Annotated in this window: 10 protein-coding genes; 8 read left to right on the top strand and 2 right to left on the bottom strand. The window is 58.8% G+C overall.

Features of this window, described 5'->3' with window-relative positions:
* Nucleotides 1-162 precede the first annotated feature (162 nt).
* From putP to FCS96_RS18025, 5 genes are all read left to right on the top strand, one after another.
* Nucleotides 163-1,653 (top strand): sodium/proline symporter PutP, encoded by a 1,491-nt coding sequence (gene putP, locus FCS96_RS18045; RefSeq protein WP_407658126.1) that lies wholly within the window; start codon nucleotides 163-165, stop codon nucleotides 1,651-1,653.
* A gap of 230 nt (nucleotides 1,654-1,883) precedes the next feature.
* Complete coding sequence (locus FCS96_RS18040; RefSeq protein ID WP_138441751.1) at nucleotides 1,884-2,891, top strand: TAXI family TRAP transporter solute-binding subunit; 1,008 nt, start codon at nucleotides 1,884-1,886, stop codon at nucleotides 2,889-2,891.
* A 2-nt stretch (nucleotides 2,892-2,893) separates the two neighbouring features.
* Complete coding sequence (locus FCS96_RS18035; RefSeq protein ID WP_138441750.1) at nucleotides 2,894-5,041, top strand: TRAP transporter permease; 2,148 nt, start codon at nucleotides 2,894-2,896, stop codon at nucleotides 5,039-5,041.
* A 13-nt stretch (nucleotides 5,042-5,054) separates the two neighbouring features.
* Entirely contained in the window at nucleotides 5,055-5,801 is a 747-nt protein-coding gene (locus FCS96_RS18030; protein WP_138441749.1) for a sulfite exporter TauE/SafE family protein, read from the top strand.
* Between the two features lie 25 nt (nucleotides 5,802-5,826).
* Nucleotides 5,827-6,819, top strand: coding sequence for a zinc-dependent alcohol dehydrogenase family protein (locus FCS96_RS18025; protein WP_138441748.1), 993 nt, complete (start codon nucleotides 5,827-5,829; stop codon nucleotides 6,817-6,819).
* Between the two features lie 74 nt (nucleotides 6,820-6,893).
* On the opposite strand, the gene acnB is transcribed toward FCS96_RS18025, so the two are convergent.
* Nucleotides 6,894-9,488, bottom strand: a complete 2,595-nt coding sequence (gene acnB, locus FCS96_RS18020; protein ID WP_138441747.1) for a bifunctional aconitate hydratase 2/2-methylisocitrate dehydratase — start codon at nucleotides 9,486-9,488, stop codon at nucleotides 6,894-6,896.
* Nucleotides 9,489-9,685: 197 nt separating this feature from the next.
* On the opposite strand from acnB, the gene miaE reads away from it, so the two are divergent.
* Nucleotides 9,686-10,291 carry a tRNA-(ms[2]io[6]A)-hydroxylase gene (gene miaE / locus FCS96_RS18015; protein WP_138441746.1) on the top strand — a complete coding sequence of 202 codons (606 nt, stop codon included), beginning with the start codon at nucleotides 9,686-9,688 and terminating at the stop codon, nucleotides 10,289-10,291.
* Between the two features lies 1 nt (nucleotide 10,292).
* Here the strand turns inward: miaE and FCS96_RS18010 are convergent, their stop codons facing one another.
* Nucleotides 10,293-11,174 carry a LysR family transcriptional regulator gene (locus tag FCS96_RS18010; RefSeq protein ID WP_138441745.1) on the bottom strand — a complete coding sequence of 294 codons (882 nt, stop codon included), beginning with the start codon at nucleotides 11,172-11,174 and terminating at the stop codon, nucleotides 10,293-10,295.
* A 140-nt stretch (nucleotides 11,175-11,314) separates the two neighbouring features.
* Here FCS96_RS18010 and FCS96_RS18005 point away from each other — a divergent pair, with 140 nt between their 5' ends.
* Both FCS96_RS18005 and FCS96_RS18000 read left to right on the top strand, forming a co-directional pair.
* A complete protein-coding gene (locus tag FCS96_RS18005) occupies nucleotides 11,315-12,085 on the top strand; it encodes a ferredoxin--NADP reductase (protein WP_138441744.1) in 771 nt (256 codons plus the stop codon).
* A gap of 129 nt (nucleotides 12,086-12,214) precedes the next feature.
* Nucleotides 12,215-13,795, top strand: a complete 1,581-nt coding sequence (locus tag FCS96_RS18000) for a PQQ-dependent sugar dehydrogenase (RefSeq protein ID WP_228264159.1) — start codon at nucleotides 12,215-12,217, stop codon at nucleotides 13,793-13,795.
* Nucleotides 13,796-13,799 lie beyond the last annotated feature (4 nt).

Below are 13,799 nucleotides of genomic sequence, written 5' to 3'. Positions count from 1 at the left end.
CGTACGCAGGTCTGAAATTTGCCTTGGAGCGTAGTTCCGTTCCGTCATGGTTTTGAGTTCGTCGGGCTGCCCTTCCCATCCTGTGTCCAGGGTGCGGAAGGAGAGCCGTTCCAAAGCCAATAATAACTAACCCAGATAGCGCACGGGGAGAAAACCGAAATGATAGGAAACAGTGTTGGGATTAGCATTACGTTCCTGGCCTACATTCTGCTAATGCTCGGCATTGGCTATGTAGCCTGGAAACGAACCTCAAATCTTTCCGATTACATCCTGGGCGGCCGGAGTCTTGGCCCCCTGCCTTCCGCGATCAGTGCCGGTGCGTCCGACATGAGTGGTTGGCTGCTGCTGGGCCTGCCCGGTTACGCCTACGCAGCTGGCTATGAAGCCATCTGGATTGCTGTTGGCCTGTTGGCTGGTACCTGGCTGAACTGGCTGTTTGTGGCCAGCCGCCTGCGCACCTACTCGTTGTCTGCCGGCGACTCGCTGACACTGCCGTCGTTCTTTGAGAACCGCTTCAACGACACCAGTCGTGTCCTTCGGGTCATTTGTGCCTTCTTCATCCTGCTGTTCTTCCTGTTCTACACCAGCTCTGGCCTGGTCGCAGGTGGCAAGCTGTTTGAGACGGTTTTCGGGCTGGATTACACCGTGGCAGTCATTGTTGGCACCATTGCTGTGGTTTCCTACACCTTCTTCGGCGGCTTCCTGGCGGTAACCTGGACTGACGTTATCCAGGGCCTGTTGATGTTTGTCGCGTTGCTGCTGGTCCCAATCATGGCGATCAATGCAGACGGTGGCTGGGCTGCGACTTCTGCAGCCATGGAGGCCAAGAACCCCGAGTTCCTGGATGCCTTTACCGGTACCGATGGTGCTGCACTGGGTGCGCTGTCCATCCTGTCCCTGCTGGGCTGGGGGCTGGGCTATTTCGGTCAGCCACACATCTTGGCGCGCTTCAAGGCTATTCGCAGTGAAGATGACGTTCCCGCCGCTCGCCGCATTGCGGTGATCTGGAGCGGTATGGGTCTACTAGGTGCACTGCTGTGTGGTTTCGCCGCCATTGGCTACTTCGAGACTCCGCTGGACGACGGCGAGCGTGCCTTCATGCTGCTGGTAGATGCGTTGTTCCATCCGGTTATTGCCGGTGTTCTGCTTGCGGCCATCCTGGCGGCGATCATGAGTACGGCTGATTCCCAGCTGCTGGTGTCTTCATCAGCTCTGGCGGAAGATTTCTACAAGGCGCTGTTCCGCAAGGAAGCCTCCCAGGAAGAGCTGGTTTGGGTTGGTCGTTTTGCCGTGGTCGGTATTGCCATCATCGCCTGTATCCTGGGTCTGAACCCGGACAGCAAGGTTCTGGAGCTGGTCTCCTACGCCTGGGCTGGTTTCGGTGCGGCCTTTGGTCCGGCTCTGATCCTGTCGCTATTCTGGCGTAACATGACCCGCAACGGTGCGATTGCCGGTATCGTTGTTGGCGGTGCCACCGTGGTGATCTGGGGCAACATGTCCGGCGGCCTGCTGGACCTGTACGAGATTATCCCGGGCTTCATCCTGGCGACCATTGCCATTGTTCTGGTTTCCAAGTTCGGTGATAAGCCGCACGCGGAAATCCTGGCCGGCTTCGATAAGGCCATCAAAGCGCGTTACCACAACCTGCCGTAACTGGCGGATCCGGCCCTGCTGAACAGCAAGGGCTGGCTTGGTAATCGAAAAAGCCCTCGTCAGTAATGACGGGGGCTTTTTTTTGCTTCCGGCCAAAGGCGCTAAGTCTCTCTAAGACATAAGTCGAAGGAAGGTGCTGTGTTGCTGGCAGTCGTTTCGTCAAAGAGCTACCGTGATAGTTTGTTAGGAAGCGCCCCGAAATAACTATAAGCATCTGAGGATAAAGACATATGAACAGGAATAGTCTGTGTAAATCCGCTCTGGGTGTGGTTGCCGCAGCCGCCGTTTCGCTGTCAACCAGTGTACATGCCGAAGGCAACTACGTGATGGGTACAGCCACCACCGGTGGGACCTATTACCCAGTCGGCGTGGCAATCTCCACGCTGATTAAGGTGAAGCTCGAACCGCAAACCAATATCTCGGTTTCTGCCATCAGTTCCGCCGGCTCCGGTGAGAACCTCAAGCTGATGGACGAAGGGCAGATTCAGTTTGGTATTCTTCAGGGTCTCTACGGCGCCTACGCCTGGAATGGCACAGGTCCGGTCCCCAAGCCATACAAGAACCTGCGCTCAGTCTCCATGCTGTGGCAAAACGTTGAGCACTTTGTTGTGCGCAACAGTGTGGTCGACACCGGCACTATTTCCGACATGACCAACCTGTACGACGAGAGCTTCTCCATTGGTGCCCGTAACTCCGGTACCGAGGGCTCCGGTCGCTTCATCCTGGGTAAGGTTGGCATTGATCTGGAACAGGTGGACATCGCTTACCTGGGCTATGGCCCCAGTGCCGATGCCATGCAGAACGGCAACATTGACGGCATGAACATTCCCGCCGGCGTACCGGCTTCCGCGGTGACCCGTGCCTACGCCAATCTGGGCGACGACATTACCACCCTGGACTTCACGGCCGAGCAGCTGGCCCAGGTAAACAGTGACTTTGAGCTGTGGACCCCGTACACCATTCCGGCCGGCACTTATCCGAATCAGGATAAGGACATCAACACCATTGCCCAGCCCAATATCATGGCGGCCCGTGCCGATGTCCCGGAAGAGGATGTCTATCAGATCACCAAGACGATCTACGCCAACCTGCCGTTCCTGAACAACATTCACCCGGCCACCAAAGCCATGGCGCTGGAGAAGGCCATTGCCGGTCTGCCCATGCCACTGCACCCGGGCGCGGCACGTTTCTACCGCGAACAGGGGCTGGATATCCCTGAGCGGCTGATCGCGGAGTAAACGTGGCAGAGCAACCAACCAGCGAACCTCACATCGAGGTTCGCGACGAAAGCGCCAGCGACGCCAGCGAACGCCTTAATCACCGGCTCCTCGGACCGGTGATTTTTGGTTTGGCCATCGTCACGTCGCTGATTCACCTGTACTTCAATACCGTGTCCACGCTCTCCGAGCTGTGGACGTCGGCTTTGCACTTTGGCCTGTTCGGGCTGATTTGTGCGCTGACCACTCCCATGCTGAGGGTGCGCTCCGTGGCCGGCCAACGAGCCGTGCTGGGCGTTGATGTGTTTCTCGGCCTGGCCGCACTGGCCTGTGCGGTCTACCTGATGCTGTTTGAAAACGCGCTCTATGATCGGGGTGTCAATTTCAGCACCGGCGACTGGATAGCCTCCATTGCCGCAGTCTTGCTGATTCTCGAATTTGCGCGCCGCAGCGTGGGTTGGTTTATCCCGGTGCTGTGCATTCTCGCGTTGTCCTACGTCGCTTGGTGGGGGCAGTACGTGGACGGTATCTTCAACTTCCCGGGCCTGACCTGGGAGACCGTCCTGTTCCGTTCCTACATGGGTGGCCAGGGCATGCTCGGCTCCATTGCCCGGATCTCCTGGACCTATGTGTTCATGTTCATCCTGTTCGGGGCCTTCCTGGTGAAATCTGGCGCCGGTGACTTCATCATCGAGCTGGCCCGGTGCGCCGCTGGGCGCTTTGTCGGTGGCCCGGGCTTCGTGGCGGTGTTCTCCTCCGGGCTGATGGGGTCTGTCTCCGGCTCCAGTGTTGCCAATACCGTATCCACCGGCGTAATCACCATTCCCCTGATGCGCAAGGCGGGGTTCCCGGCTCGATTTGCAGCGGGTGTCGAGGCTGCAGCCTCCACTGGTGGTCAGCTGATGCCACCGGTGATGGGGGCAGGGGCGTTCATCATGGCCTCGTACACCCAGGTGTCCTACCTCACCATCATCTCCGTGGCCGCTCTGCCGGCCCTGCTGTATTTCCTGTCGGTGGCGATGTTTGTCCGGATCGAGGCCAAGCGCAGCCATGCCGTCAAACTGGAGGATGATGAAGCACCCACTCTGACGGATGTGCTCAAGGATGGCTGGCATTTCCTTTTGCCATTGGTGGTTCTGGTGGCGGCGCTGGTCTATGGCTTTACACCCACCTACGCGGCCGGTATTGCCATTCTGTCGGTGATCGTTGCGTCCTGGCTGTCGAAACACCCGATGGGCCCCAAGGACATCCTGGAGGCTCTGGTGATGGGTGCCCGCAACATTACCACTACCGCGATTCTGCTGATCACCGTCGGGCTGATTGTCATGGTGGTGTCGACCACCGGCATCGGTAATACCTTCTCGATTATGATTACCGACTGGGCCGGCGGCAGCCTGCTGATTACCATTGTTCTGGTGGCGCTGGCGTCACTGATCCTGGGCATGGGGCTGCCGGTGACGGCGGCCTATATTGTGCTGGCTACGCTGTCGGCTCCGGCGATCTACAACTTGATTGCCCAGAGTCAGCTGCTGGATCTGGTGATGAGCGGTAACCTGCCGGAGCAGGCCAAGTCGATCTTCATGCTGGTGGCGCCGGACAAGATGGACCTGCTGAGCGCGCCGATGGATCAGGCGACTGCCCAACAGTTGCTGGCGTCGGTGCCGGATACCTTCAGTTCGCAGTTGCTGGAACAGGCGTTGTCGCCGGCAACCCTGTCGATGGCATTGGTGGCCGCGCACATGGTGATCTTCTGGCTGTCCCAGGATTCCAACGTCACGCCACCGGTGTGCCTGACGGCGTTCGCTGCGGCCGCCATTGCCGGCACGCCCCAGATGCGCACCGGTTTCACCGCGTGGAAGCTGGCCAAGGGGCTGTACATTGTACCGCTGCTGTTTGCCTACTCGCCGTTGATCACCGGCGACTTCGACCAGATGTTGCAGGTGTTTTGCTTTGCCTTGTTTGGCATTTACGCCATCGTGGCAGGGCTTGAGGGGTACCTGGAGCATCCGCTCAATCCGCTGGTGCGGTTGCTGATGTTTCCCATTGGCGTGCTCATGCTCTGGCCCCATGGCCAGATTGCGTTGGACGTGACCGGGCTGGTGATCTTCATCATTGCCTTTGTGTGGAGCAGTCGCCAGAGCCGACGGATGTCCATGCCGGCCACCGCATGACGGAAGCCGGCCTATGACACTGCTGGAAGTCCTGGCGCTGTTGGCGCTGGGGGGCATTGCCGGATTCATCAACGTGCTGTCGGCAGGTGGCTCCATGCTGACCCTGCCGTTGTTGATGTTCCTTGGCTTGCCACCCCAGGTGGCCAATGGTACCAACCGGGTGGCCATCACCCTACAGAGTATTACCGCGGTGGGCAGTTTCCACCGCATGGGCCACGGCAACCTGATGGTGAGCCTGCGCCTGGCCGTGCCTGCGGTTCTGGGTTCGCTGCTAGGGGCCTGGGTGGCCACCTGGGTGCCCGATGCCGTGTTCGAGGTGGTCCTGGTCTCGGCCATGATCGGTGCCTCGGTGTTCATGCTGTTGCCGCAACCCAATCTGGATACCCGCCCGCTGACCGTGGACCGACTGACCCCGGCCATTTATCTGGCAATGTTCTTCGTTGGGATGTATGGCGGGTTTATCCAGGTCGGTGTCGGGGTGTTGTTTATTGTGGTGCTGTACCACATGCTCAAGATTGATCTGCGGCAGGTGAACGTGCTCAAGGTTTCCATTGTCCTGCCATTTACCTTCGCGGCGCTGGTAGTCTTTGCGATCAACGATCAAGTGCGCTGGGGAGTAGGCTTGACCCTGGCGCTTGGCAATGTCACCGGCGCCTTTATAGCGACCCATGTAAACATGAGCAAGCAGGGCGCGCGCTGGGTGAAGGCGATCACCCTGGCCATGGTGGCGGCCATTCTGGTTCGACTGATTTTGTACTGATAACCGAATAAAGAGGTTTTTGACGATGAAAGCGATGGTAATCGAAGAGTTCGGCGGCCCCGAGGTGTTTGTCGAGCGCGAGGTGGATACACCGGAACCGGCCGAGGGTCAGGTTCGCATCAAGGTGGTGGCCTCCAGTGTGAACCCGCTGGAAACCAAGATCCGTTCAGGGCTGGTGAAAACCGGCCCGGCAATGCCCGCAATCCTCAATGGTGATGTCTCCGGTGTGGTCGACAAGGTTGGTCCGGGCGTGACGGGGTTTGTCGAAGGCGACGAAGTGTTCGGTTGCGCCGGTGGTGTTAAGGGCTGGCAGGGTGCATTGGCAGATTACATGATTGCCGATGTCCGCCTGCTGGGTAAGCGCACGCCTGCCATGAGCCTGCCGCTGGCCGAGTGTGCGGCCTTGCCGCTGGTGTTCCTGACCGCCTGGAGCGCCCTGGTAGAGCGGGCCGGACTGCAGTCGGGTGAGCACGTGCTGATCCACGCCGGTACCGGTGGCGTGGGCCATGTGGCGATCCAGATTGCCAAGTACCTGGGCGCAAGGGTGGCTACCACGGTCTCTACCGAGGCGAAAGCCGAGCAGGCCCGTGCTTTGGGTGCTGATGACATTATTTTCTACAAGGACGAGTCGGTAGAGGACTACAAGCAGCGTCTGACCGGTGGCAAAGGGTTCAGCCTGGTGTTTGATACCGTCGGTGGTGGCAACGTGGACCGGTCCATTGAGGCCACGGCGGTGAACGGTCGTCTGTGCTCGATCAACACCCGCTCGACCCACGACCTGAGCCAGATGCACGCCAAGAGCCTGACGCTGCACGTGATCTTCCGTTCCATATCGCTGCTGCACGGCGTTGGCATGGATGACCAGCCACGGCTGCTGAAAGCACTGTGCGACTTGTTGGAGCAGGGCAAGGTCAAGCCGCTGCTGGATAGCCAGCGATTCAAGTTTACCCAGATCAGCGACGCGCACCGTCGCATTGAATCTGGCGAAGCTGTCGGCAAGATCCTGCTCGAGCGATAAGCGCTTTCAGGCATAAAAAAACGCCAGCCCGAGGGCTGGCGTTTTTCGTGGAGCTTACCGTAAAGGCTTAATGCTTAGGCGATGTTCGCTTCAGCAGCCTTCTTGGTGTAGTTCTCCATCTGGTCGAAGTTGAGATACTTGTAGATCTCTTTCGACATGCTGTTCAGATCCTTGGCGTACTCCATGTACTCCTGCGGGGAGGGGAGTTTGCCCAGAACCGCACCAACCGCTGCCAGTTCCGCGGAGGTCAGGTACACATTGGCACCATCACCGAGGCGGTTCGGGAAGTTACGGGTGGAGGTAGACAGCACGGTAGACTTGGCTGCTACACGGGCCTGGTTACCCATGCACAGGGAGCAACCCGGCATCTCGGTGCGCACACCGGCGGTGCCGTAGGTGTTGAAGTAGCCTTCTTCCATCAGCTGCGCCTGGTCCATCTTGGTCGGCGGAGACATCCACAAACGGGTGGTCAGGGCGCCTTTGTGCTGCTCAAGCAGTTTACCAGCGGCACGGAAGTGACCGATGTTGGTCATGCAGGAACCGATGAAGACTTCGTCGACCTTGTCGCCAGCCACTTCGGACAGGAACTTGGCGTCGTCTGGGTCGTTCGGGCAGCACACGATCGGCTCTTTGATGTCGGCCAGATCGATTTCGACGATGTGAGAGTACTCGGCGTCTTTGTCGGCCCGCATCAGTTTCGGATCGGCAATCCACTCTTCCATCTGCTTGGCGCGACGCTCCAGGGTACGCGGATCGCCGTAACCTTCAGCAATCATCCAGCGCAGCATGGTGATGTTGGAGCGCAGGTATTCGGCAACGGACTCTTCCGACAGGTTGATGGTACAACCGGCGGCGGAACGCTCTGCGGAAGCGTCAGACAGCTCGAACGCCTGCTCAACGGTCAGGTGCTCAAGGCCTTCGATCTCCAGGATGCGACCAGAGAACTCGTTGATCTTGCCTTTCTTCTCAACGGTCAGCATGCCTTGCTTGATGCCGTACAGGGGAATGGCATGAACCAGGTCACGCAGGGTGATGCCCGGCTGCATTTCGCCCTTGAAGCGCACCAGTACGGATTCCGGCATGTCCAGCGGCATAACGCCGGTGGCGGCCGCGAAGGCTACCAGGCCAGAGCCGGCCGGGAAGGAGATGCCCATCGGGAAACGGGTGTGGGAGTCACCACCGGTACCAACGGTGTCCGGCAGCAGCATGCGGTTCAGCCAGGAGTGGATGATGCCGTCACCCGGACGCAGGGCAACACCGCCACGGGTCTGGATGAAGTCCGGCATGGTGTGCTGCATTTCCACGTCGACCGGCTTCGGGTAGGCCGCGGTGTGGCAGAACGACTGCATAACCAGGTCAGCCTGGAAACCCAGACACGCCAGATCTTTCAGCTCGTCACGGGTCATCGGACCGGTGGTGTCCTGTGAACCCACGGTGGTCATGTGCGGCTCGCAGTAAGTGCCAGGACGAACGCCTTTGCCTTCTTCCAGGCCGCAGGCCTTACCGACCATCTTCTGGCCCAGGGTGAAGCCCTTGGTGCCAGCTTCCGGATCGCTCGGCAAACGGAAGATGTCAGTGGCGCCCAGACCCAGTGCTGTGCGGGCTTTGGCGGTCAGGCCACGGCCGATGATCAGCGGAATACGGCCGCCGGCCTGAACTTCGTCCAGGATTACGTCGGACTTGAAGCCGAACTCGGAGATGGTTTCACCCGCTTCGTTCAGGATCTTGCCTTCGTATGGACGGATCTCGATGACGTCGCCCATGTTCAGATCGTCAACCGGTGCTTCAAATACCAGGGCGCCAGCGTCTTCCATGGTGTTGAAGAAGATCGGAGCAACCTTGTTACCGATGCACACGCCGCCGGCGCGCTTGTTCGGTACACCCGGAACGTCGTCGCCGAAGAACCACAGTACGGAGTTGGTGGCAGACTTACGTGAGGAGCCGGTACCAACGACGTCGCCAACGAAGGCAACGGGCAGGCCCTTGGCTTTGATTTCGTCAATCTGGCTCATCGGGCCAGTAACGCCGGGCTCTTCCGGCTTCAGGCCGTCACGTTCCATTTTGTAGGCAGCGCGGGCGTGTAGCGGGATGTCCGGACGGGACCAGGCATCGGGAGCCGGTGACAGGTCGTCGGTGTTGGTTTCGCCGGTAACCTTGAAAACCACCATCTTGGTGCTTTCAGGAACCTTCTTCTTGTTGGTGAACCACTCGGCGTTGGCCCAGGATTCAACTACAGCCTTGGCGACGGCGTTGCCGGCGTCCATCTTTTCCTTCACGTCGTTGAAGGCATCGAACATCAGCAGGGTGCGCTTGAGCTTTTCGCCCGCCAGTTCGGCCAGCTCGGCATCGTCCAGCAGATCAACCAGAGTGGCGATGTTGTAGCCACCCTGCATCATGCCCAGCAGCTCAACTGCTTTTTGCTTGCTCAGCAGCGGGGAGGCAGCTTCATCTTTAACGATGGCGGTCAGGAATGCGGCCTTAACGTAGGCGGCTTCGTCTACGCCCGGTGGGATGCGGTTTTCCAGAAGATAAACGAGAGTTTCTTCTTCACCGGCCGGCGGATTTTTCAGCAGCTCAACCAGAGCGACTGTTTGCTCGGCATTCAGGGGCTTGGGAGGAATACCCAGAGCTTCACGTTCAGCAACGTGTTCACGGTATGCTTCTAACACGATATGGACCCTCATCAGTTGGAATGTCCCGCGCCCAGCGCTTTTCAGCCTGGCGGGAGTTTTATGGCGGAAAGGCCTTAAACTGGGGCGGCATTCTATAGGAAACCCCTTATAAAGTTAAGATGGACAGAGGTCGGAGTAGTCTGTTAAGTGCGCTATACTCCCGCGTCCCATTTTCCACGACCCTGAACGCTGACATGAACGAAGCCCTGCAAGAGATTCACGACTTCCTGCCATGCCGCACGCCGCAGCAATGGATCGACAATGCCCTGGCAAATCAGGACCTGATGCTGATCGATCATGCTCATTGCGAAAAAAAGGCCGCCTCCACCGCATTGAGCCTGATGTATCGCTACGTCGATAACACCGACCTGCTGAATAAGATGTCGCGCCTGGCCCGGGAAGAGCTCCGGCATTTCGAGCAGGTGCTGGCGATCATGAAAAAGCGCGGCGTGACCTACGATCACCTCACACCGGCCCGGTATGCCGCGGGGTTACGACAGGAAGTGCGGGCGGAAGATCCCGGTCGTCTGGTGGATGTGCTGGTTGTCGGCGCGATCATTGAAGCCCGCTCCTGTGAGCGGTTTGCCACCCTGGCGCCGCATCTGGATGACAAGCTGGCGGACTTCTACAACAGTCTGCTGAAATCTGAAGCCCGGCATTACCAGGATTATCTGAAACTGGCGGAGCGGGCCAATGGTGGTCCGGTCGACGACCGGGTGAAGGCGTTTCTCGACATCGAGCACGGCCTGATCACCGAGCCGGACACCGAATTCCGCTTCCACAGCGGCCCGGTTCAGTAACCTAGAGCTGACGGCACAGCTCCATCCAGGCATCGATGCCGGCACTGCGATACTTCTGCTTGTGCAGGATGAAATAGAACTGCCGGTCAAACTGCCGGTGCTCCGGCACTTTCAGGGGCGCCAGGCTGCCTCGGCGGAAGGCGTCTTCGAGCACCACTTCTGATAAACAGCCAATGCCGAGATTGGTTTCCACCGCCCGCTTGATGGCTTCGGTGTGCTCAAGTTCCAGCAACACGTTGAGATCTGACAACAGGCCGTGCATGCCCCGTTCGAAGCTTTGCCGGGTGCCGGAGCCCTGTTCGCGCATGATCCAGGTGGCCTCGCGCAGATCGTCATCGGTTAGCGACGTTTTGTTGGCCAGGGGGTGGTCGGGCGAGCAGAACACGACCAACTCATCGCCGCGCCAGGGCAGCACCTCCAGTTCGGTGGCATGGAGTTCACCTTCGATCAGGCCGATATCCAGTTCAAAATCCTTGACCCGACGGGCAATGGTGCTGGTGTTGGCGACTTCCAGTGAGACTCTGGGATGGGTAGGGGTATTCATGTATTGGGCCATCACGCCTACGGCCAGATAGTTACCGATGGTGAGCGTGGCGCCGACTTTTAGTGCGCCCACTTCCGTATGTTTACTGAAGGCCTGTTCCAGCTCCTTGGCCTGAGCGAGCACGGCTTCTACTTTCGGGCGATACAAACGCCCCAGCTCATTCAGTTGCAGGCGTTTCCCAACCCGATCGAAGAGCTGGATATCAAACTGGTTTTCGAGTTCTTTCAGGGCGCTGCTGGCAGCGGACTGGGACATGGCCAGGGATTCGGCGGCCCGGGTGATGTTCTGGAAGTTGGCCGCGGCGAGGAAAACTTCAAGCTGTCGGAAGCTGTATTTCATGTTGGCGCGCTCTAAATCGATTCACTCGAATAAGGTTATGAAGATATCCCATTTTCCCGATAGGTTAGTCCTGGGGTAAACTTATTTCAATCCAATTTCGAATAGTTCGCACACAGGCGAATGAGCAGGACGAGGTTTAAATGAGCAACCTGATTAAAGAAACAGTGACCAGCGTACACCACTGGAACGATACCCTGTTCAGCTTCAAGACCAGCCGCGACCCAGGGTTCCGCTTCAAGAACGGTCACTTTGTGATGATTGGTCTGGAAACCGATGGCAAGCCGCTAATGCGTGCCTACAGCATTGCCAGTGCCAACTACGAAGAAGAGCTGGAGTTCTTCTCGATTAAGGTTCAGGACGGCCCGTTGACCTCACGTCTGCAGAAGATTGAGGTGGGCGATGAAATCCTGGTGAGCCGGAAGCCGACAGGCACCTTGGTGATGGACAACCTGCTGCCGGGCAAGAACCTGTGGATGATCAGTACCGGTACAGGGCTCGCACCATTCATGAGCATCATCAAGGACCCGGAGGTCTACGAGGCTTATGACAAGGTGATCCTGACCCACGGTGTTCGCTACGTATCTGAGCTGGCCTACCAAGCGGATATTGAGGAGCTGCCGGAGAACGAGTTCTTTGGCGAGATGGTGAAGGGTAAGCTGGAATACTATCCAACCGTCACTCGGGAAGCGTTCCGCAACCAAGGCCGTCTGACCGACGCCATGGAAAGCGGCAAGATCACCAAGGATCTGAACCTGGCGGATTTTGATCCGGAACATGACCGGTTCATGATCTGCGGCAGCCCGAGCATGCTTAAAGACACTTGCGCCATCCTGAACAAGATGGGCTTCAAGGAAGCACGCGGTGGCGAGATGGGTCACTACGTGATCGAGCGCGCATTCGTTGAGCAGTAATCGCTTGAAGCACTAGCTCAAACCCGAACAAAACCCCGGTGCGAAAGCCCGGGGTTTTTTCGTTGGTGTTCGGCACCCCAGGGTCGCTATAGTTTCGTAAACGCTGGTCAGCAACATAAGGAAAGAGCTGTGACAAACGTAGTTGGGTTCAAAGGCCGTTTGGCCGCCTTTGCGATCGCCTTCGTGGCAGGGGTGGTGCTCGGGACGGTGGTGCAAACCCAGTTTAACCTGCTGGCTTTACAACAGCTGGGCGTTGAGATCGGTGCCGGGGTGCGGTTGTCGACCACGGTTGATGACTTGCGCCAGTTTGGTCCTTTTTACGCCGCCGTGTTTGGCGTCAGCTTTATGCTGTCGACCCTGGTCACCGGGCTACTGCTAAAGGTGCTTGGTCTGGGCCATCGGGCTCTGTTTCATGCCTTCGGCGCCGCTGTGGCGCTGTGGGTAACCTTTACCCTGGTTGATGCCCTGACGCCGCCGCCGACATTGATCGCGGCAACCCGAACTCTGGCTGGCGTGGGTGCCTTGCTGATGACGGCCGCGTGCGCCGGCGGTCTCTATGCCAGGCTGACTGCGTTGAGAGGGCTGCCGCGCGCCGGCTACAACACCTTCGCCGCGTTGGCACTGGTCACCGGCCTTGCCGTGCCGGTTGACGAGCTGCGGGCACAACCCGCAGCGAGCTATCAAGTACAGGAAGTGGTTGCGGGTCTTGAGCATCCCTGGTCGCTGGCGTTCCTGCCGGACGGCGGTGCCCTGGTGACTGAGCGCCCAGGTCGGCTGCGCCGGATAACGGCCGCGGGTGAATTGGTGCCCGGGGAAGTGTCGGGCCTGCCCAAGGTGTTCAGTTCCGGACAGGCGGGCCTGTTTGAGGTGCTGATCTCGGAGGATTTTGCCTCAAGCGGTCTGGTGTTCCTCAGTTATGCCTGTGGTGTGGAGTCCGCTAATCACCTGTGCGTGGCCAGGGCGAAGCTGGGTGAGGATAGGCTGGAGAATGTCGAAGAGATCTTTCGAGCCCTGCCGGGCAAAAAAGGGGATGCCCATTACGGCGGTCGCATGGCCCAGCTGCCAGACGCATCGCTCATCATTACCCTCGGCGATGGCTTTGACTACCGGGAGCAGGCCCAGATCCTTGGCAATCATCTCGGTAGTATTGTTCGCATTGGCACCGACGGGGTGGCGCCGGAGGACAATCCGTTCATTGATTCACCAGACGCCCGGCCGGAAGTGTTCAGCTATGGTCACCGCAACGTGCAGGGGTTGGTATACGACCCGGTCGAGCAACTGCTGATCAGTCACGAGCATGGCCCGCGCGGCGGGGATGAAATCAACGTGCTGCGGCCGGGGCAGAACTATGGCTGGCCGGTGATCACCTACGGGCTGGATTACACCGGTGCGCGGATTACCCCGTTTACCGAATACCCGAATATGGAACAGCCGCTGCTGCAGTGGACGCCCTCGATCGCGCCCTCCGGCATGACCCGATACCGAGGTGAGCTGTTTCCCGAATGGCGGGGGGATCTGTTCGTGGGTGCGCTTGCCGACCGCAGTGTCCGCCGCGTTGAGTTTGTGGATGGCGAGGCCGAGGATGTGGAGACTCTCTTCAAGGAGCTGAAGGCCCGTATCCGGGATGTCATTACCGGACCGGACGGGGCACTTTACCTGCTAACCGATGAGTCCGATGGCCGTGTGCTGCGGGTGTCGCCAAAGCGATGAAGGC

It is taken from the genome of Marinobacter alexandrii (assembly GCF_005871205.1).
Classification (GTDB): domain Bacteria; phylum Pseudomonadota; class Gammaproteobacteria; order Pseudomonadales; family Oleiphilaceae; genus Marinobacter; species Marinobacter alexandrii.
Note: the sequence above shows the minus strand (reverse complement) of the source record. Positions and strands in the feature narration are given on the sequence as shown.

What these genes read in the sequence shown, in the direction of transcription:
- FCS96_RS18040 (WP_138441751.1), top strand. Translation starts at nt 1,884, where the DNA reads ATGAACAGGAATAGTCTGTGTAAATCCGCTCTGGGTGTGGTTGCCGCA.
- FCS96_RS18030 (WP_138441749.1), top strand. Translation starts at nt 5,055, where the DNA reads ATGACACTGCTGGAAGTCCTGGCGCTGTTGGCGCTGGGGGGCATTGCC.
- FCS96_RS18025 (WP_138441748.1), top strand. Translation starts at nt 5,827, where the DNA reads ATGAAAGCGATGGTAATCGAAGAGTTCGGCGGCCCCGAGGTGTTTGTC.
- miaE (WP_138441746.1), top strand. Translation starts at nt 9,686, where the DNA reads ATGAACGAAGCCCTGCAAGAGATTCACGACTTCCTGCCATGCCGCACG.
- FCS96_RS18010 (WP_138441745.1), bottom strand. Translation starts at nt 11,174, where the DNA reads ATGAAATACAGCTTCCGACAGCTTGAAGTTTTCCTCGCCGCGGCCAAC.
- FCS96_RS18005 (WP_138441744.1), top strand. Translation starts at nt 11,315, where the DNA reads ATGAGCAACCTGATTAAAGAAACAGTGACCAGCGTACACCACTGGAAC.